This window comes from Enterobacter sp. E12 (assembly GCF_014596715.2).
GTDB lineage: Bacteria > Pseudomonadota > Gammaproteobacteria > Enterobacterales > Enterobacteriaceae > Enterobacter > Enterobacter bugandensis.
The window spans coordinates 2975953-2995954 of the sequence record NZ_CP115601.1 but is presented as its reverse complement, the minus strand read 5'-3'; the positions used below and the strand labels follow the sequence as shown (position 1 = coordinate 2995954).

Annotated in this window: 20 protein-coding genes; 11 read left to right on the top strand and 9 right to left on the bottom strand. The window is 57.3% G+C overall.

Annotated features, from left to right (window positions below):
* The first annotated feature begins 102 nt into the window (after positions 1-102).
* Positions 103-1314, top strand: coding sequence for an MFS transporter (locus IB212_RS14340; protein ID WP_041909217.1), 1212 nt, complete (start codon positions 103-105; stop codon positions 1312-1314).
* Here the strand turns inward: IB212_RS14340 and mtfA are convergent.
* Complete coding sequence (gene mtfA / locus IB212_RS14335) at positions 1311-2108, bottom strand: DgsA anti-repressor MtfA (protein ID WP_041909219.1); 798 nt, start codon at positions 2106-2108, stop codon at positions 1311-1313. The genes IB212_RS14340 and mtfA overlap by 4 nt on opposite strands.
* A 550-nt stretch (positions 2109-2658) precedes the next feature.
* On the opposite strand from mtfA, the gene traF reads away from it, so the two are divergent.
* Together traF and IB212_RS14325 are read left to right on the top strand one after the other, a co-directional pair.
* Entirely contained in the window at positions 2659-3864 is a 1206-nt protein-coding gene (gene traF, locus IB212_RS14330) for a conjugal transfer protein TraF (protein ID WP_051486075.1), read from the top strand.
* Between the two features lie 315 nt (positions 3865-4179).
* Positions 4180-4857, top strand: coding sequence for a class I SAM-dependent methyltransferase (locus tag IB212_RS14325; protein WP_041909223.1), 678 nt, complete (start codon positions 4180-4182; stop codon positions 4855-4857).
* A gap of 70 nt (positions 4858-4927) precedes the next feature.
* Here the strand turns inward: IB212_RS14325 and IB212_RS14320 are convergent, their stop codons facing one another.
* Genes IB212_RS14320 through fliE form a run of 8 tightly spaced genes read right to left on the bottom strand, consistent with a single transcriptional unit; the run spans position 4928 to position 11878 of the window.
* A complete protein-coding gene (locus IB212_RS14320; RefSeq protein WP_041909225.1) occupies positions 4928-5335 on the bottom strand; it encodes a flagellar protein FlhE in 408 nt (135 codons plus the stop codon).
* Entirely contained in the window at positions 5332-7425 is a 2094-nt protein-coding gene (gene flhA, locus IB212_RS14315; RefSeq protein ID WP_041909227.1) for a flagellar biosynthesis protein FlhA, read from the bottom strand. The genes IB212_RS14320 and flhA overlap by 4 nt, the downstream gene beginning before the upstream one ends.
* The gene (gene flhB / locus IB212_RS14310; RefSeq protein ID WP_041909229.1) at positions 7425-8570 is read right to left on the bottom strand and encodes a flagellar biosynthesis protein FlhB; all 1146 of its coding nucleotides are present in this window, start codon (positions 8568-8570) and stop codon (positions 7425-7427) included. Before flhB ends, flhA begins: the two co-directional genes overlap by 1 nt.
* A gap of 18 nt (positions 8571-8588) precedes the next feature.
* The gene (gene cheZ / locus IB212_RS14305; protein ID WP_041909231.1) at positions 8589-9227 is read right to left on the bottom strand and encodes a protein phosphatase CheZ; all 639 of its coding nucleotides are present in this window, start codon (positions 9225-9227) and stop codon (positions 8589-8591) included.
* A 5-nt stretch (positions 9228-9232) separates the two neighbouring features.
* On the bottom strand, positions 9233-9619 hold the full coding sequence (gene cheY, locus IB212_RS14300; RefSeq protein WP_041909233.1) for a chemotaxis response regulator CheY: 387 nt from the start codon (positions 9617-9619) through the stop codon (positions 9233-9235).
* An 18-nt stretch (positions 9620-9637) separates the two neighbouring features.
* Complete coding sequence (locus IB212_RS14295) at positions 9638-10687, bottom strand: chemotaxis response regulator protein-glutamate methylesterase (RefSeq protein WP_041909235.1); 1050 nt, start codon at positions 10685-10687, stop codon at positions 9638-9640.
* Positions 10684-11538 carry a CheR family methyltransferase gene (locus IB212_RS14290; RefSeq protein ID WP_041909237.1) on the bottom strand — a complete coding sequence of 285 codons (855 nt, stop codon included), beginning with the start codon at positions 11536-11538 and terminating at the stop codon, positions 10684-10686. The genes IB212_RS14295 and IB212_RS14290 overlap by 4 nt, the downstream gene beginning before the upstream one ends.
* 16 nt (positions 11539-11554) lie before the next feature.
* Positions 11555-11878 (bottom strand): flagellar hook-basal body complex protein FliE, encoded by a 324-nt coding sequence (fliE, locus tag IB212_RS14285; protein WP_041909239.1) that lies wholly within the window; start codon positions 11876-11878, stop codon positions 11555-11557.
* 263 nt (positions 11879-12141) lie between these two features.
* Here fliE and fliF point away from each other — a divergent pair, with 263 nt between their 5' ends.
* The 8 genes from fliF to fliM all read left to right on the top strand — a co-directional run bounded on the left by fliF (position 12142) and on the right by fliM (position 20001).
* Positions 12142-13821, top strand: coding sequence for a flagellar basal-body MS-ring/collar protein FliF (fliF, locus tag IB212_RS14280; RefSeq protein ID WP_041909241.1), 1680 nt, complete (start codon positions 12142-12144; stop codon positions 13819-13821).
* Complete coding sequence (gene fliG / locus IB212_RS14275; RefSeq protein WP_041909243.1) at positions 13821-14807, top strand: flagellar motor switch protein FliG; 987 nt, start codon at positions 13821-13823, stop codon at positions 14805-14807. The genes fliF and fliG overlap by 1 nt, the downstream gene beginning before the upstream one ends.
* Positions 14794-15498 (top strand): flagellar assembly protein FliH, encoded by a 705-nt coding sequence (locus tag IB212_RS14270; protein ID WP_041909245.1) that lies wholly within the window; start codon positions 14794-14796, stop codon positions 15496-15498. The genes fliG and IB212_RS14270 overlap by 14 nt, the downstream gene beginning before the upstream one ends.
* Positions 15495-16859: a flagellar protein export ATPase FliI gene (gene fliI / locus IB212_RS14265; protein WP_041909247.1), complete on the top strand. Its 1365-nt coding sequence runs from the start codon at positions 15495-15497 to the stop codon at positions 16857-16859. Before IB212_RS14270 ends, fliI begins: the two co-directional genes overlap by 4 nt.
* A 12-nt stretch (positions 16860-16871) precedes the next feature.
* On the top strand, positions 16872-17321 hold the full coding sequence (gene fliJ / locus IB212_RS14260) for a flagellar export protein FliJ (protein ID WP_041909249.1): 450 nt from the start codon (positions 16872-16874) through the stop codon (positions 17319-17321).
* A complete protein-coding gene (locus IB212_RS14255; RefSeq protein WP_041909251.1) occupies positions 17318-18367 on the top strand; it encodes a flagellar hook-length control protein FliK in 1050 nt (349 codons plus the stop codon). Before fliJ ends, IB212_RS14255 begins: the two co-directional genes overlap by 4 nt.
* A 129-nt stretch (positions 18368-18496) precedes the next feature.
* Positions 18497-19003 carry a flagellar basal body-associated FliL family protein gene (locus IB212_RS14250; RefSeq protein WP_041909253.1) on the top strand — a complete coding sequence of 169 codons (507 nt, stop codon included), beginning with the start codon at positions 18497-18499 and terminating at the stop codon, positions 19001-19003.
* Positions 19004-19008: 5 nt separating this feature from the next.
* Positions 19009-20001 (top strand): flagellar motor switch protein FliM, encoded by a 993-nt coding sequence (gene fliM / locus IB212_RS14245; RefSeq protein WP_041909255.1) that lies wholly within the window; start codon positions 19009-19011, stop codon positions 19999-20001.
* The last annotated feature ends 1 nt before the right edge of the window (position 20002 follow it).

Genomic DNA, 20002 nt, shown 5'->3' with positions numbered 1-20002 from the left:
TTATGATATTCATTCTGTTTACAGTCGCAACTATTTTTGCAATATTTGTTTTCATTAACTTCATAATTTCCACACATTTATTGACACTATGTTCACATTCTCATGCGCGCTGATTCTGAAACGTTGACCGAAAACATCACCTCCAAAGCCAACTGGCCCCTGGCGCTCTGCGCGGGCCTGCTGGGCATCGGGCAAAACGGTTTGCTGGTCATGCTTCCGCAGCTGGTGACCCTGACCGGACTTTCACTCTCGGTCTGGGCCGGGCTGCTGATGTTCGGCTCCATGCTTTTTTTACCCGCGTCCCCCTGGTGGGGACGCCAGAGCGAGCGCCGCGGCTGTAAGGTCGTTATGGTGGCCTCCCTCAGCGGCTATCTCGCCAGCTTTGGCGTCATGGCGCTGGTGGTATGGGCGATGGCAGCAGGGAGGCTGGAAAGCACTTGGGGGCTGGCGGGGCTGATCCTCTCGCGTCTGCTGTATGGCCTGACGGTGTCGGGCATGGTGCCTGCCGCGCAGACGTGGGCCATTCAGCGTGCGGGCCTGGATAAACGCATGGCGGCGCTGGCAACCATCAGTTCCGGCCTCAGCTGCGGCCGCCTGCTGGGGCCTCCGCTGGCGGCGCTGATGCTCAGCGTTAACCCGGTCGCGCCGCTCTGGCTGATGGCGATCGCGCCGTTAATCGCTCTGCTGCTGGTGCTGCGCGAAGTGGCGGATCCGCCGCTGCCGCCGGTGGCACATCAGGCGACCCGTCTGCAGATGTCCATGCTGCCGTTCCTGCTGCTGGCGATGCTGCTGGCGGCGCTGGTGAGCCTGATGCAGCTCGGCCTGTCACCGCACCTCAGCCCCTTGCTGGACGGCAACGCCCGGGATATCAGCCATCATGTTGCGCTCCTGCTGAGCCTGGCCGCGCTGGCTACGCTCGCGGCGCAGTTCCTGGTGGTTCGTCCGCAGCATTTCAGCCCGCTGACCCTGCTTTGCATGGCGGCGGTGCTGATGGTGGCTGGGCTGGCGCTAATGTGTATCGCCGAACTGGCGCTGTTCTACGTGGGGATTGCTATCACTTCGCTCGGCGCGGCAATGGCAACGCCGGGCTATCAGCTGCTGCTGAACGATCGCCTGACCACGGGGAAGGGAGCGGGCGCTATTGCGACCAGCCACACGCTGGGCTATGGCGTCAGCGCGCTGCTGGTGCCCGTCGTGACGCGCTTTTTCGGCGAACAGTATTTAACGACGGCGGCCTTTGGCGTGGCAGCGCTGTTTTTAGCGCTGAGCATCGGGGTACGGTTAACCGAGCGTACCCCTGTCGAAAAAAATTAATGGACGTGGTGGGGTGAAGGGCCGCCAGCGCCCTCATTTTGCCGCAGGCGCTGGAGCGGATCCTGCTGATAAAACTGGCTGAAACGCTGCCACAGCGCCGGGAAACGGGGCGCGAAGAGTTCGGGGGCGCTGAAGAAGTACTCCGAGAGCACCGCAAAGCACTCGGCGGGGTCAGTTGCCGCATAGGCATCAATGCTGGCCGCGCTTTCGCCCACCAGGTCTATCTCATCCTGGATGTTATCCATCGCCGCGTGCAGATCGTGCTCCCATCCTGCGACTTCACGTAGCGGAATAAAAGGCACGCCGCTGGCGCGATCGCCGTTGCGGGTATCAAGCTTATGCGCCACCTCGTGAATAATCAGATTAAAGCCTGAGGCGTCGAACGAGTCCTGAATGTCGAGCCAGTTGAGGATAATTGGCCCCTGCTGCCAGCTTTGCCCGGACTGCACCACCCGCTGGTTGTGTACCAGCCCGATATCATCCTCCCACTCGTCATCGACGACGAACGGTGCAGGATAAATCAGCACTTCATGAAAACCGTCCAGCCACTCAATGCCGAGCTCCAGCACCGGCAGGCAGAAAAGCAGGGCGATGCGCGTATTTTTCAGCGGATCCAGCTCGAACCCCTGCAGCGGCACCAGGCGTTTTTGCTGCAAAAAACGCTCGGCCAGTTGAACCAGCTTTGATTGCTCTTCAGGCAAGAGATTCGCCAGCACGGGGATCGCCAGCGCCTCATCCCAGGGCAGCGCCATATTTCGACCAGCTTCGTTCGTTTTCCAGGGCCACTTAATCATCGCTTTGCTCGTTACTCGCACGTGAACAAAATGGAAAGGTGATGTGCTGTTAACATGCCAAAGAACCCGGCATGAAGGCAACAATAAAACGGAGCAGAGGGGAATGTTCCGCACGTTCCAGGCCCCTCTCCTGGCCGCTATTCAAACATTTATGCCGTTTTGTTTCAGTGACAAAACTCCCATAGGCAAGATCGGGTATGCGCAGCCCTGTCCTGTTGGCATCGTCAAAGATAAAAATTTCAGAAAATGCGCCTTCCGCCGAAGTCACTTTAATCCGTCGAGTCAAATAAGTGGAAAAGCAAAAAATGAATAAGCGAATAGCGTTTTTTCCAATGCGGAGATCTGCTTGTCAGCAAAATGCTGGGATTGCTTAAGCACCTTATATTCTCTGGGGAGAACCTCCACGGGAAGGCAATATTTCATTACGGTAATGAGCGCGCACTAGTGATGCATTATTTCAAAATTGAAATAATGAACTCATTGCTACCATAGCAATTAGGTTATTACTCCACTAGCCCAGCACCTGGGCATAAATATGCTATCCGGAATGATGAAATATAAATTACGCACATATTATCTGATTACTGCAGGGGTTGTTGTGTTGGCGCCTTACGCCAGCGCATCGACAAATGGGTTCGACGCCCGTAGCACCGCGATGGGGGGCGTAGGCGTGGCGTCTGCGCACTTTGGTGCGGCTCCCTTAACCAATCCGGCATTGCTTGCCACCTCGCGCGGAGAAGATCGTTTAAGCCTGATTGCGCCGTCGATTGGCGCGCAGGCCAGCGATTCGGCAAACCTGATTGACGGGTTCGATGACGTCACCACGGCGTGGGATAATCTGGAAAACGCCCTTGGCAGCGGTAACGAAGCGGAGGCGGCAGGTAAACTGGCGGAGGTCGTTTCCGGGCTCGCTGGCGAAAAGGCCAATGCGAACCTCGGTTTGAGTATGATGCTGGCGGTGCCGGATGATTCTCTTCCGATCGCGCTGTCCGTGAACAGCTGGGCCAAAGGCCATGCGCGTGCGTTAATCAGCCAGGCTGACCTGGATTATCTGGACGGTGTGGCGAATGGCACCATCATTCCGGGCAAAGACGATCTTGATAAATTAACGTCTCGCGCGGAAGGTATGGCGGCCCTGGTGACGGAATACGGTGTTTCCATTGCCCATCCATTTTCGATTGGCGACACCCGGGTCGGGGTGGGGATCACACCGAAGATCCAGCGCATTGAAACCTGGAATTATAACGTCGCCATCAATAATTATGACTCTTCCGATCTGCGTGACGGGAACTGGCAGCACCAGACCATGAGCGCCAATATTGATGCGGGTTTTTTTGCCGCATTGACTCCCGAGTGGATGGTTGCGCTCTCTGCACAAAATCTCTTCGAGAATAAAGTGAAAACGCGGGAAATTAACGGCTATCAGCCCGCGTTTATCATTCGCCCTCAGGTTACGGCAGGGACAGCATGGACGACAGAACGTGTTACCCTGAGTACCGATATCGATCTGACACCCGTGAGTGATTTCCAGTATGCGGATAAAAACCAGTATGCGGCGTTTGGTGGCGAATTCCGGGCCACCGACTGGATGCAGCTACGGGCTGGATATCGCGTGGACATGCGTGGTAACGATCACCGCATTGTGACGGGTGGGGTGGGCCTTTCAGCCGGGGAATCAATGCAGTTTGATTTAACGGCAATGGCAGGACGAACCCGTACCCTTGGCGGTATTGCGCAGTTTACGTTCCGTTTCTGAACACCGTCAGGATATGAAGAAAGACCCCTTCAGCACGTAAGGGGTCTTTTTCTATACCTGTTGAACACGTTAAGCCGTCCGGGGCAGGTGAAATGCTGATACAGCATCGGTTAGAGCAATTTTTTGCAGGGTAATCACAACCTCTGCTATTTCGTAAAGAAAACTAAAGAAAATTTTCAGATATAGGTTTGTATGGAATGATATTAAATGTCGTCAATAGTGCGATCTTATTGAGTGATTGAGGTGTTGAAAGATATCGCATTTGTGTCATCCTGACTGACCTTTCTCTCTTATTTTATGCTTCAGGCGATTCAGATGATGAATAAAACCCACGATGGAATAAAAGTTTATACCCCGCTAACACTGAAATTGTATGACTGGTGGGTGCTACGCATATCAAATCAGTACGCATGGAAATGCTCGACAGAGCGTTATCTTATTCCTCATTTCAGAAATAATATGAAAAGTAATCATCTGGACGTCGGCGTGGGAACGGGGTTCTATCTGAAGACAATACCGGATATTTGCAATGTTTCGCTGATGGATCTAAATACTTCAAGCCTCAGTGCGGCGAGCAGACGAGCTGGCAAAGGCAACATCATAGCGTCTATTCAGCACGATGTCTTCAACCCTTATCCCACTCACTTGCACGATCGGTTTGATTCCCTTTCAATGTTTTATCTTCTCCACTGTCTGCCTGGAGAAATGCAGGATAAGGCAGTCGTTATCCGCCATGCTGCCGCTGCGTTAACGAAAGCGGGCTGTTTATATGGGGCAACCATTCTGGGCGATGATGTCAACCATAATGCCTTTGGGCGCAAACTTATGGCTGTTTATAATAAAAAAGGTATCTTTTCTAACCGCAACGACACCGTGGAGAATTTACGGTCTATTCTTTCAGACGCTTTTCACGAGGTAGAGATTACAGTGGAAGGAAAAATTGCGCTCTTTAAGGCGGAAAGAAAGCGAGCTAATCCTGAGTTGGTGGATTAATTTTTAGCAGATACGCTTTCCAGAGATATATACGTTTAAGGCTTTGCCGGGATGCCGGCAAAGCCTTTTTTCAATGTTGAGAGGAATAACTCACCGTCATTTGATTGCTCATCACGGTCAGAGGAAAGTTGAATGTACCCCCTTTGGGCGAGGCATATTCAAACCGAAAAGGCCCACCAGCGGGAATATCTGCAAACAAAGCCATCTCACCTGCTAATCCTGGCAGTTTCAGACAGCGCGTCGCGCTGCACAGTCGGATCCGAAACCCGGCTGGCGTCGGGCCGCTGGTGTTAATTTTCCAGTATACGCGTGTCGCCACCGTGCCCGGAGACAGGGGAGAGGGGCTTTGTACAGGTTTGCTTTTGAGCGTCTGATTCTCGCGCGTAATTGTGCCGCCAAAGCTCTGGTTGCTCCAGGAGCCGTCAGCCGCTATCGCCAACGGCGAGGCCAGAATTAGCCCGAGCCCAAATTTCCTCATCCTTTTCCTCCAATCAGATACGTCATCCGCACGTTGCGCGAGGTATTGATCTCCTGGCTGGACAGCACTGCCATCTGCGGGAAAATACGACGCAGGTAGCGGGACAGCATCAGGCGCAGGGCCGGATTGACCAGCAGCACCGGCGGTGCGCCTAATCCTTCCTGATGCTGCAGCGCCTGTTCGGTCTGCTTCATCAGGTTTTCGGCAATGCCCGGTTCGATGGCGCTACCGCTCTGGGTTGCCTGTACCAGAAGTTGTTCAAGCGACAAATCCAGCCCAATCAGCTGAATATCCCCGTCGCCCGGGAACCACTGTTGGGTAATAGCGCGGGAGAGACGTGCACGCACGCGGGTGGTCAGCTCGTCCGCATCGCTATGGGCGGTGGCAAACTCTGCCAGCGTATCGATGATGGTCCGCATATCGCGGATCGGCACACGCTCGGCAAGGAGGTTCTGCAGCACCTTATGCAGGGTAGTCAGGCTGATGACCGCCGGGATCAAATCCTCCACCAGTTTCGGTGACTGTTTGGTGATCTGATCGAGCAACTGCTGCGCCTCCTGGCGGCCAAACAGCTCTTCAGTATGGGTGCTGATAAGGTGGTTAAGATGCGTTGCCACTACTGAACTCGGGTCAACCACCGTGTAGCCCAGCGTCTGCGCCAGTTCACGGTGAACTTCGTCAATCCACAGGGCAGGCAGCCCAAAGGTGGGCTCGGTGCACGGTGTACCCGGAACTTCACCCTCTGCACAGCCGGGGTTGATTGCCATCCAGCGGTCCGGCTGAACGTCGCCTGAACCAATCGTGACCCCTTTAAGCAGGATGCGGTAGTGCGTCGGAGCCAGATCCAGGTTGTCACGAATATGCACGGCAGGGGGAAGAAAACCCATCTGCTGGGCGAACTTCTTACGAATACCGCGCACGCGGGTCAACAGCTGGCCCTGTTGCTCATGATCCACCATTGGGATCAGGCGGTAGCCCACTTCCAGGCCGAGCGTATCTTCCATTTGAACATCAGACCAGGTTGCCTCGTTGATTGGCGTGACCTCGGCTTCCGCCGCATCGGTATCGGCCTGCACGCCACCGCTCTTCTTCACATCGCCTTCGCGACCGCGCAGCCACCAGGCGACGCCCAGCAGGGCGACTGTAAACAGCAGGAAAACAAAATTTGGCATGCCGGGGATCAGACCCAGCAGACCAATCACGCCCGCCGCCAGGACAATCACGCGGGGAGAGGTAAACAGCTGGCCAACCATCTGCTCGCCCACATCCTGATCGTTGGCGACGCGGGTGACCACTACACCGGCTGCGGTAGAAATTACCAGCCCCGGGATCTGCGCCACCAGACCATCACCGATAGTCAGCAGGGTATAAGTTTCCCCGGCGACGCCCGCTGACATGTCGTGCTGCATCACGCCAATCACCAGACCGCCGATAATATTGATCGCCATAATCAGCAGTCCGGCGATGGCATCGCCGCGCACAAATTTACTGGCACCGTCCATCGATCCGTAGAAATCGGCTTCCTGCGTCACCTCTTTACGGCGGCGTTTTGCCTCTTCTTCGCCAATCAGTCCGGCATTCAGGTCGGCATCTATTGCCATCTGCTTGCCCGGCATGCCGTCGAGGGAGAAACGCGCGCCCACTTCCGCAATACGCCCCGCACCCTTGGTGATCACCATAAAGTTAATAATGATCAGGATGACGAAGACGATAATCCCGATGGCGAAATTTCCGCCAACCAGGAAGTGACCAAAGGCCTCCACTACCTGGCCCGCCGCGTCCGAGCCGGTATGGCCGTTCATCAGGATCACGCGCGTGGAGGCCACGTTCAGCGCCAGACGCAGCAGGGTGGAGAACAGCAGCACCGTCGGAAACGCCGAAAACTCCAGCGTATTTTGGGTAAACATGGCGACCAGCAAAATCATGATCGACAGCACGATGTTGAAGGTAAACAGCAGGTCCAGCACAAAGGTCGGCAGCGGCAGGATCATCATCGCCAGGATGGTCATGATCAGCACCGGCCCGGCCAGCACCTGCCACTGGGTTTCCTTCATGTTGGGTAATCGTAATTTGGTGGCGATATTGGCCATCACTCTCTACTCTCTTGTGCAAAATCCATCCCCGCGGGAACGGGAAGATCTTTAGGTGTCAGCGGACGTAAGCCATAGCCTTTACGCCAGCGCTTAAGGCCATAAACCCAGGCCAGCACTTCCGCCACCGCACTGTACAGCTCGGCGGGAACCGGTGTGCCGGGGTCACAATGGCGATACAGGGCGCGCGCCAGCGGCGGCGCCTCAAGCATGGGGACCCGGTTCTCTTCGGCCAGCTCGCGGATGCGCAGGGCAATTAATCCGCTGCCGCTGGCAACCACCATCGGCGCGCCCATGGCGCCGTCCTGATACTTCAGGGCGACCGAATAGTGGGTCGGGTTATTCACCACCACGTCGGCGGTGGGGACATCGCTCATCATTCGCTGCTGCGCCATCCGACGCTGAAGCTGGCGAACCTTACTTTTAATCAGCGGGTCGCCTTCCTGATTTTTGAATTCGTCTTTGATCTCCTTCAGGCTCATGCGCAGCTTTTTAAAGTTGCTCCAGAGCTGGTAAACCACGTCGAACGCCACCATCGGGATCAGCGATAAAATAATGGCCAGCATGCAGCCCAGCAGCAGGGCGCTGATATCGCCCAATGCCATGCCGAGCGGTTCAAACATCAGGCTGATAAACTTCGCTTTGTTAAACCACAGGAACAGCGCGCCGCCGACCGCTGCCAGCGTGACCTTCAGAATGCTCTTCACCATCTCCGACACCATTTGCCCGGAAAACAGGCGCTTAATGCCGCTCAGCGGGTTGAGCTTCTTCAGGTTAAACTTCAAGGCCTTAGCGCTCATGTTCAGGCCGCCAATGAGCGACGGCGTGGCGACGGCGGTGAGAAACAGCCCGCCGACGAACGGCAGCAGCGCCAGGAAGGCGATCCCCAGCAGCGATGCGGCGTGATGCAGCATTTGCTGCGGGTCGCTGACTAACAGCCGATCAAACGTCAAACCGTTATGCAGCAGGCGCTGCAGCTGTTTTGCCAGCCAGCTCCCCGCGCCCATGATTAACCCCCAGCCTGCCAGCAGCATGAGGAGGCTCGTCAGCTCGCGCGATCGCGGAACCTGTCCCTCTTCACGCGCTTTTTGCTTTCGGTGGGGTGTGGGGTCTTCTGTTTTTTCGCTGTCGTTTTGTTCTGACATACCTTTCGCCCGGCGGGATTAGAAGCCGAGAGACTCCAGCAGATCGTCCACCTGCTCCTGAGAAGCGACGATCCCCTCGGCACGGGTATCGATTTGCGGACCATTCTTCAGGTGCGCATCGCCCGTTTCGGCAATCGCATCGCGCTCGCTCATGTTTTCCACCAGTACGCTGATCAGCTCTTTCTCAACGGTCTCAATAACGTGCATCAGGCTCTGCAGCACCTGCCCGGTGAGATCCTGAAAATCCTGCGCCATCATGATTTCGGTCAGCTGGCGGTTGGTTTGCTGGGTCACTTCCGGCACCTGGTGAAGAAAGGTACGGGTGGCTTTGACCAGCTCGCGGGCGTCGTCCAGCGGCTGCGGATTTTCGAACCAGGCATCCCAGCGCGTGCTCAGCGCGGTGGCGCTATCGCTCAGCCCTTCCTGCAGGGGACGCGCCACTTCAACGCTGGTCAGCGCGCGGTCGGCTGCCTGCGAGGTCTTGCCGACCACGTAGTTCAGGCGGTCGCGGGTGTTTGGAAATGCATCCGCCACTTCCATAATGGCCTGTTCCAGACCGAGGTTGGCCATGCTGTCGCGCAGCAGGCGGGTCAGTTGCCCGATGCGAACGAAAATCTCTGTGGCGTTATCCGCCTGCATGTTTAACGGGGTGTTCATAGGGGTTACCCGAGTTTTTCAAAGATTTTGCCGAGCTTTTCTTCCAGCGTGGCAGCGGTGAACGGCTTAACGATGTAACCATTGGCACCCGCCTGAGCAGCGGCGATGATGTTCTCTTTCTTCGCTTCCGCGGTCACCATCAGCACCGGCATTTTTGCCATGGCCGCGTCGCTGCGGATGGTTTTCAGCAGCTCTAGCCCGTCGACATTGGGCATATTCCAGTCGCTGACGACGAAATCGAAGCCGCCTGCACGCAGTTTGTTGAGCGCGTCCTGACCGTCTTCGGCCTCGTCAATGTGCTTGTAGCCCAGATCCTGCAGCAGGTTTCGTACGATGCGCCGCATGGTGGCGAAGTCATCCACCACCAGAAAACGCAAGTTTTTATCCGACATGGGGAAATCTCCTTAATGTCATGAGTCGGTTTTAGATGAATTTTTATAGTGAAAACTGTCCAGCAGGCACTGGCTGATATCGTCAAGATCGACGACCTTTTTCGCGGCACCGAGGGTAATGGCTTCCCGGGGCATGCCGAAAACCACGCAGGTGGCTTCGCTCTGTGCGAGGGTAAACGCGCCGGTCTGGCGCAGGTGCAGCAGGCCGCGCGCGCCGTCAGCGCCCATGCCGGTTAACAGGGCGGCGCTGGCGTGTTTGCTGGCCTGACGTGCCACCGAGTCAAAGAGCACATCCACCGAGGGGCGATGGCGATTCACCGGTGGGGCATCGCTGAGCCTGACCCGGTAGCCGTTGTCGTGGCCGAGGATCTCCATATGGCTGTCACCCGGTGCTATCAGGGCGCAGCCCGGGCGTACCGGTTCACCATCCTGCGCTTCACGCACGGTAATCTGGCACAGCGAATCGAGACGCTGGGCGAAAGAGTGGGTGAAACCCGCAGGCATATGCTGGGCGATGACAATCCCCGGCGTGCTGACCGGCAGAGGCATCAATACCCGACGCAGCGCCTCCGTGCCGCCCGTGGAAGAGCCAATGGCGATAATGCTCTGCTGACGCACGGGAATACCGGCGAGAACCGGTCGGGTGACGGGGCTGTGCGCTGCCAGTTTTGCACGAGCGGCGACGCGGATCTTCTCCACCACCAGCTGGCTCCATGTATCGATATTTTCTGCCCCGCGGTGTTCCGGCTTGGGCAGAAAATCGACCGCGCCGTGCTCCAGCGCGCTCATGGTCGCTTTCGAACCTCGGGTGGTCAGGGAGGAAATCATAATGACCGGCATCGGGCGCAGGCGCATCAGGCGGGAGAGAAACTCCAGCCCGTCCATCCGTGGCATGTCGATATCCAGCGTCAGCACGTCCGGGTTGAGCTGTTTAATCAGCTCGCGGGCAATAAACGCGTCCGGCGCCGTGCCGACCATTTCCATATCAGGCTGCTGATTGACTACCACACTGAGCATGTTACGCATCAGGGCTGAATCATCGACCGCCAGCACACGAATCGCCTTCACCGTGTGGCCTCCGTCAGTTCATAAACCGACTGCCCGCGCAGGCGCAGCGGAATATGTGCGTGGTTAAAATGTTCCGAGTGGCCCACAAAAAGCAGACCGCCGGGCTTAAGCAGACGCGCAAAGCGCTGCAACAGGCGCTGCTGCGTCGGCGCGTCGAAATAAATCATCACGTTACGACAGAAAATGGCGTCGAACGGCCCGGGTACGGACCACTTCTCGTCCAGTAAATTAAGCTGCTGATAGTGAATGGCGGAAAGCAGCTCCCGTCTGGCTTTCACCCACTCGCTGTTGTCGCCTGTGCCGCGCAGAAAGAAGTGACGCTTCTGCGCCAGCGTCAGCGCGTCCAGATCGCTCAGCCGGTAAACGCCCGCTTCCGCTTTTGCCAGCACCTCCGTGTCGATATCCGACGCCCAGATGCGCGGTCCGGCCACCGACGCGCCTAACAGCTCGTGCAGCGTCATCGCGATAGAGCAGGGCTCTTCGCCCGTTGACGCGGCGGTACACCAGACGCGATAGCCTGACGCGCGCTGGCGCGCATGTTCCGCGAGGATCGGGAAGTGATACGCCTCGCGGAAAAAGGAGGTCAGGTTGGTCGTCAGCGCGTTAATGAAATTCTGCCATTCCGGGTGTTCTGAGTGCGACTCCAGAAGGCCGATATAGTCGCTGAACGTGGCAAGACCCAGCGTGCGCACGCGACGGGAGAGACGATTAAAAATCATCTCCCGCTTTTGCGCGTTGACGACAATTCCGGCGCGCTTATAAATTAATTTCCCGACACGCTGTAATTCGCTGTCGGTCAAAGAAAGCGTATTCAGGGATAAGCGTGCAGAAGTGCTGATAATTTCACTCATAGAATAGGAGCAGACCTTAAACCGGTGTATTCATTATTTCCTGATACGCGCCGATCATTTTATTTCGCGCCTGCATACCAAAGCTGAATGAAATAGAAGACTTCTGCATCGCGAGCATCACGTCATTCAGGGCTATATCATGACTTCCGGACATCCACTGCTGTGTTTTGCTCTTCGCCTCGACCTGGGTTTTATTTATTTCGTTAATGCTGTTAAATAAAACGTCAGAAAAAGAGGGCGTGTCGCCGCGCGGAGACTGGAGGCGAGTAGACGCCCCGCCGACCTGCTGCGCCTGACGCTGAATTTGATCGAGTACGCCATGCATTAATGTTGCTGACATGTTCAATTCCTGGTAAATGAGATAAAAAGCGATGTTTGTTGCACATCTTTTAAACGTCGACAGCTTAACACGCGAATAAAAACCTCAGAAAATCCAATAAGCCGACAGAACTTTGAGCTTATTTATCCTTAAAAAAAACGCCTTTCAGACGATAATGCCCGCCTGAAAAATTCTTATATTTTTGAAATCGTCGACATCACTCTCGCGAATTTCGTGAGCTGACGCGCATCGCCGATGCGTGCTATTTCATACAGGAATACGGCATGAGTGCCACACTAAATGATTTAACCAACAATCCGGCAGAGCGAATTAAATCAATACTGTCCTCACTTCGCAGCAGTCCGAAGCTTTTGCTGGTGATTTGCGGCGCTGCGGCGCTTTCCGTCATCATCGCCTTACTGTTCTGGGCAAAGGAGCCGGACTACCGGGTGCTGTTCAGCAACATCAGTGATGAAGAGGGCGGCGCGATTGTTGCGCAGCTCTCGCAGCTCAACGTCCCTTATCGTATTGAAACCGCCGGTGGCGTCATCATGGTACCGGGATCCCAGGTACATGAAGTGCGTATGAAGCTGGCGCAACAGGGGCTGCCGAAAGGCGGCTCGGTGGGCTTTGAACTGCTCGATCAGGAGAAGTTCGGCGTCAGCCAGTTTACCGAGCAGGTGAACTACCAGCGCGCCCTGGAGGGCGAGCTGGCGCGCACCATTGAAAATCTCGGGCCGATTCAGAGCGCGCGCGTGCATCTGGCTACGCCGAAACCGTCGATGTTTGTCCGTGAACAGAAAAAACCGACCGCCTCAGTCACCGTGAACCTGCTTCAAGGCCGCACCCTTGACGACAGCCAGGTGGTGGCCATCACCCATCTGATCTCCAGCGCCGTCACCGGGCTTTCTGCCGAGAGCGTCACCATTGTCGATCAGCGCGGTAACCTGCTGACCCAAAGCGGCGTGCGCGGCTTGCAAACGGCGCATCTCAAATACACCAACGACATTGAGAGTGACTACCAGCAGCGTATTCAGCGCATTCTGGCCCCGCTGGTGGGGGACGAAAATATTCGCGCGCAGGTCACGGCGCAGATTGACTTCACCGAGCAGGAACAGACGCTGGAGCAGTATCAGCCGAACAGCGAGCCTGAAAAAATGGCGATCCGCAGCCGCCAGACGAGCCTCTCCGAGCAGGGCAACCGCCGCGGCGCAGGCGGCGTGCCGGGGGCATTGAGCAATACGCCACCCGCACCGGCCACCGCACCGCTGACCCAGCCGCTCAACACCCCGGCGGACGACAATAAAGAGAAAACCACCGGTAACAGCGCCAACCGCGAGCCAGCCCAGCCTTATAACAACCGCAGTGATGAAACCACTAACTTTGAGGTGGATCGCACGCTAACCCACACCAAATCTAATACGGGACGTATTCAACGTCTCTCGGTGGCCGTGGTCATCAACCATTTGCCGCAGGGGGAAGAGGGTAAACCCGGCCCGATCGGTGAGGCGGAGTTGACCCGCATCAACGCCCTGGTGAAAGAGGCGATTGGTTACAACGCCGCGCGCGGCGACAGCGTCAATATTCTCAACTCCGCGTTTAACGGCGTGGTGGAAGCTCCGGTACCGCCGTTCTGGAAGCAGGAAAGTTTCTACGTCCTGCTGATGGCGATTGCTCGCTACCTGGTGATTGCGATTATCGCCTGGGTGATGTGGCGCAAGCTGGTCCAGCCAGCCTGGACCCGCCACCAGGAGACCACAATCCGTCGTCTGGAGATGGAGAAAGAGGCGCGAGAGGAAGAGATCGCGGCGAAAAAACGTGCCGCGGAGAAAAACAACCGCGACCGTGCCCAGCAGCGGGTGGATACGGAACTCAATGGTCAACAGCTGCGTGAGCTGGCAGAGCAGGAGCCGCGCGTTATCGCCCTCGTTATCCGCCAGTGGATGAGTAAGGAGCCTAAATAATGAATGCCTCAGAAAAAAGCGCCATCGTCATGCTGACGCTGGGAGATGTCCTGGCGGCGGAGGTGTTCAAGCACCTCAACGCCCACGAGGTGAAGCAGATCAGTAGCTCAATGGTCAATATGGCGGGCTTTACCCACGACCAGATGGCAATGGTATTAGAACAGTTCAAGAAAGACTCCAGCGAATATGCCGCGCTGAGTCTCAATACCAACGATTATCTGCGCAGCGTGCTGGTGAAGGCGCTGGGTGAAGAGCGCGCCTCCTCGCTGCTGGAAGACCTGCTGGATACCCACCAGGGCGGCAACGGCATCGAGACGCTCAACTTTATGGAGCCACAATCGGTATTCGATCTCATTCGTGAGGAGCATCCGCAGATCATCGCCACCATCCTGGTGCATCTGAAGCGTAACCAGGCGGCGGACGTACTGGGCAAATTTGACGACCGCGAGCGTAACGACATTATGCTGCGTATCGCCACGTTTGGTGGCGTACAGCCTGCCGCGTTGCAGGAGCTCACCGAAGTGTTGAACAACCTGCTCCACGGTCAAAACCTGAAGCGCAGCAAGATGGGCGGCGTGCGTCCGGCGGCAGAGATCCTCAACCTGATGAAGTCTCACCAGGAAGAGGCGGCCATCGAGGCGGTACGCGAATTCGACGGCGAGCTGGCGCAGAAGATTATCGACGAGATGTTCCTGTTCGAAAACCTGGTGGAAGTGGAAGACAGAAGTATTCAGCGCCTGCTGCAGGAGATCGAGAGCGAGACGCTGATCATCGCCCTGAAAGGGGCCGACGAGCCGCTGCGCATGAAGTTCTTCCGCAACATGTCCCGTCGTCAGGCCGAGCTGATGACCGACGACCTGGCCTCCCGTGGCCCGGTTCGTCTGTCTCAGGTCGAAGCCGAACAGAAGACGATCCTCAACGTTGTTCGTCGCCTGGCCGAGTCTGGCGAGATCCTGATTGGAGGCAGCGACGATGCCTACGTTTAAGGATAGCCACGCCCAGGAGTGGCACAGCTGGCAGCCTGAAAATCTGCTCGGGGAACCCCTTGAAACGCCGCTGCCGACGCTGGATAGCGCCCAGTCCGAGGCGCAGCTGAAAGCCGAGCTGGCACGCCTGCGAAAACAGGCGGAGCAGCAGGGCTTTGCGCAGGGACAGCAGCAGGGACGGGAAGAGGGGCGCAAGCAGGGCTATGAGGCGGGCCTTAAAGAAGGCCGTGAGGCGGGCTTTGCAAAGGGGATGGAGCAGGCGCGCGCGGATCAGCAGACGGTGCTGCGTGAAGCGGAACAGTGGGTCACTCACTTTAAGCTCGCGCTGGAGAACCTCGAAAGCCTGATCCCTGGCCGTCTGGTGCAGTTCGCGCTCACCGCCGTGCAGCAACTTTACGGCAACGCCAGCGTGGTGGATAACCAGGCCCTGGTGAGCCAGATCCGTAGCCTGATGAAACAGGATGTGCTGCTCCACGGTACCTTTAAGCTGTATGTGAATCCGGACGCGTTCACCTCGGTTGAGCAGGCGCTGGGTGACACGCTCACGGCGATGGGCTGGGAGCTGCACCGGGACGCGCACCTGGCGTCCGGCGGCTGCCGCGTGGTGTCACCAGATGCAGAGGTGGACGCCAGTATGGAAACGCGCTGGCAGGCGCTCTGCCAGCTGGCTCGCGAGGAACTGTCGCAATGAGCGAGCAGCTAAAAAAATGGCTATCCGTCCTCGACCGGGTGGAAGAGAGACTGGCGCAGGTGCCGGATTTTCGCCAGTACGGCAAGCTGACGCGCGCCACGGGCCTGGTGATGGAGGCGGTTGGGCTGAAGCTGCCGATTGGCGCGTTGTGCATCGTGGAGCGCCAGACGGAGCAGGGCATTATCCCGGTTGAGAGCGAAGTGGTCGGCTTCAACGGTCAGACGCTGTTTCTGATGCCGCTGGAGCACGTCGACGGCATCCTGCCGGGGGCGCGTATTTACGCTCTGCAAAACGACAGCCATGCCGGTAAACAACTGCCTGTGGGCCCGCATCTGCTGGGACGCGTGCTGGATGCGCAGGGCCGAGCGCTGGATGGTCGTCCCGCGCCGGGGAACCCGTCGGCGGGGCTATTTACGCCAACCCTCAACCCGCTCCATCGCGACCCGATTAAAAACGTACTGGATGTCGGCGTGCGCGCCATCAACGGTCTGTTGACGGTGGGGCGCGGCCAGCGCATGGGCCTGTTTGCCGGATCCGGTGTGGGCAAAAGCGTGCTGCTCGGCATGATGGCGCGCTTCACCACCGCCGATGTCATCGTGGTGGGGTTGATTGGCGAGCGCGGCCGTGAAGTCAAAGATTTTATTGAAAATATCCTCGGCGAGCAGGGGCTGGCGCGCGCGGTGGTGGTTGCCGCCCCGGCCGACGTCTCGCCAATTTTGCGTATGCAGGGGGCGGTCTATGCCACCCGCATCGCCGAAGATTTTCGCGATCGCGGCCTCAACGTGCTGCTGATCATGGACTCCCTGACGCGCTACGCCATGGCGCAGCGCGAGGTGGCGCTGGCCATCGGCGAACCGCCCGCGACCAAAGGTTATCCGCCGTCGGTCTTTGCCCGCCTGCCAGCGCTGGTGGAACGGACCGGTAACGGCGTGAAGGGCGGCGGGTCGATCACCGCGTTTTATACCGTGCTGACGGAGGGGGATGACCAGCAGGATCCGATTGCCGACTCCGCGCGGGCGATCCTCGACGGACATATCGTCCTGTCGCGTCGTCTTGCCGAAGCGGGCCACTATCCGGCCATTGATATCGAAGCTTCGATCAGCCGCGCCATGACCGAACTGATCCCGCACGCCCAGTACCGCAAGGTGCAGCGTTTCAAACAGCTGCTTTCTGCGTATCAGCGCAACCGCGATCTGGTCAGCGTGGGCGCATACGTTAAAGGCAGCGACGCGATGCTGGATCTGGCGATCGACAAATACCCGTCACTGGAGGCGTACCTCCACCAGGCGATCCACGAACGCAGCGGTTATGACGACGCCGTGCACACCCTGTCCGGGCTCTTCCCGGACGTCAGGGACTAACCGGGAGACGCAATGAAGGTAAACAACCCAATGACCCTCCTGCGTGACATGGCAGAGGAGGCGCTGACAAAGACCACCCGCGCGCTGGGCGGCGCGCAGCAGCAGCTTCAGCAGGCCGTCGCCCAGCATGACCAGCTGCAGCACTACGAGCAGGAGTATCAGCAGTCCCTGCGTCAGGGAATGATGGGCAACGGCATGTCGGTGGCGGATCTGGTTAATCATCAGTCGTTTATTTTGTCGTTGAAGCAGGTGGTGAAGCAGCAGGAAGGGCACGTCAGCGCCTGCGAGCAGGCAGTCGACAAGGTGAAACAGAACTGGGTGCAGAACAAGCAGCGTCTGAACGCGTTTGAAACGCTGATTGAACGCCGGGCGACGGCGCAGGCGCTGGTTCAGAGCCGACATGAACAAAAGCTGATGGATGAATTCGCGCAGCGTGCCGGACAAAAGAGAGAAAGGCTATGAACATTGATATTGCTGCCCTGTTACTGGGCGGCGGGGCGCAGGGCAAACCGAAAGCCGGGTTGCTGTCTGACGAGGATTTTGGCCCGGCACTGGAGGGCAAGCTGGCGCAGCTGTTTACCGGTCTGGAGCCGCAGCCGCTGCCGGAGGCGATGCTGCCCGCCGCTATGCTGCCGGAACAGCTCACGGAGGTGACGGTGGGGAATGATGAGGAGATCGCAGACACGCTGCTGATGGCCCCGCCGGGGCTGGCGGAGGCGCTGACGGGTGTGACCATCACAGAAGTCGAAGGGGAAGAAAACCCGCAGTGGCAGCTACAGCAGCTGATTACCCGCAGCGTGACGGGCGCGGAGACAGCGGCGAAGCCAGAACCTGGCAAGCCTGCGGTGGGCGAGAAGCCTGACGCGCCGGGCGGTAAAACGTTACTCCCCCTTAGCGTGACGGAGAAATCACCCGCGATGACGACGACGCCTCTGACGGCGCAGTCTGCGCCGGTCGCGAGCGAAACGGTCGCCACGCCAGAGATGTCATCAACCGCGCCGGTCAGTGCCGTGGCGCTACCTGCCGCCGTACGCACCAGCGTTGCCCCTGCTCCGCAGCGGGTGGTTACCGTGAATCACCCGCCGGAAACGCCGGAGTGGAAGCAGTCGGTAAGCCAGCATATCGCTATCTTTAGCCGCAACGGCCTGCACAGCGCCGAGATCCGCCTACACCCTGAGGAGCTAGGTTCACTGCAAATTTCCCTGCGCGTTCAGCAGGATCAGGCGCACATTCATATCGTCAGCGAGCATTCTCACATTCGCCACGCTATGGAGCAGGCCATGCCGCAGCTGCGCGCCGCGATGGCGGAATCGGGGATTCAACTCGGTCAGGCGAACGTCAGCGCCGAGGGACAACAGTACGCTGCGGCAGGTGAGCAGCGCAACAATACGCCGGGCGAGCAGCAGGCTCAGCTGGAGGGCGAAGGGCAGCCGGACGATGACGACAGCGTCCCGACATTATTAACCACCACGCCGGGAAATATATACGGAATTAATACCTTTGCCTGAAGTGGCGAATTAGCTTCAGGAATGAAATTTTATCGCCTGATTATCAGGATGATTAAATGGACTACAATGTCCGCCATATTGACACGAGGGTAGTACGCTGCCTTCTCTTATTTATCAGGTGTACGTTCAATGAGTGATAAAAATAAAAAGGTCGCCAGCGGCGGAGGGTCTCGCTCGCTTCTGATGACGTTCATGTTTTTGACTGCCGTTGCGGCGTGCGGGTTTTCCGGCTACCTGTTCTGGGAAATGAAATTCGCCAAACCGGCAGACGTGGTGGTGGAAGGGGAAGTGAAAACAGCGCCTGCGCCCGAGCAAGTCGAGCCGCTTTACGCCTCGATGAATACCTTTACCGTGAGCCTGAAACCGACGGCGAATGAATCCGATCGGGTATTGTACCTGGGTTTATCTATTCGGGTGGCAGAGCAGCAATCACTTGCCGTACTGGAAAAATATTTGCCGGAATACCGCAGCCGTTTATTTATGTTGCTCACCCACCAGACCTATGAAGATTTAGCCACTGACGAGGGGAAACGCCGCCTGATTACCAACATTAAGAGCGAGCTGGATAAACCGCTGGCGTTTAACCAGTCCATTCGCGTCACTGACGTCCTTATTAACGAATTTATTCTGCGGTAATAATTATGGCTGACAGCTTTTTATCACAGGATGAGATCGACCGTTTACTGAACGCCGATGCTGAGAGCAGTAGCGATCTCAATAACAGCCGTACAGACGCAGGGATAAAACCCTACGACCCGCATACGCAACGCCGGGTTATTCGTGAACGTCTGCATTCGCTGGAAATTATTAACGAACGTTTTGCCCGTCAGTTCCGTATGGGGCTGTTTAACCTGCTGCGCCGTAGCCCGGATATTACGGCGGGAAATATTAAGATCCAGCCGTATCACGAGTTTGCCCGCAACCTGCCGGTGCCGACAAACCTGAACCTGCTGCACCTTAACCCGCTGCGCGGCACCTCGCTGATGGCCTTCTCGCCGGGGCTGGTGTTTATGGCCGTAGACAACCTGTTCGGCGGCGACGGTCGTTTCCCGACCAAGGCCGACGGGCGTGAATTTACGCCAACCGAACAGCGCGTGATCCATCGCATGCTGTCGATGGCGCGCGAGGCGTACGAATTTGCCTGGAGTTCAATCTATAAAATCAAAACGGAGTACATCCGTTCGGAAATCCAGGTGAAGTTCACCAACATCACCTCCTCGCCCAACGATGTGGTGGTCACCACGCCGTTTTCGGTGGAGATCGGCTCGCACCGCGGGGAATTCAACATCTGTATTCCCTTCAGCACCATTGAACCGCTGCGCGAGCTGCTAAGTAATCCGCCGATGGACAACTCCCGGCAGGAAGATACCCAGTGGCGTGGCCTGCTGGCGAGCCAGATGCGGGAAACGGAGCTGGAGCTGACGGCACGCTTTGCGGATGTCGGAACCCGCCTCTCCCGCGTGATGCAAATGAAGAAAGGCGACATTATCGCGCTCGATAAGCAGGAGTTTATCGAAGCCAGCGTGGGTGGCGTACCGGTCTTCACGGCCCGCTACGGCGCAGTTAACAATCAATATGCCCTGAAGGTGGAGCAGATGATTCAGCCTTCATTACTATCATTAAACAAGGAGTAAT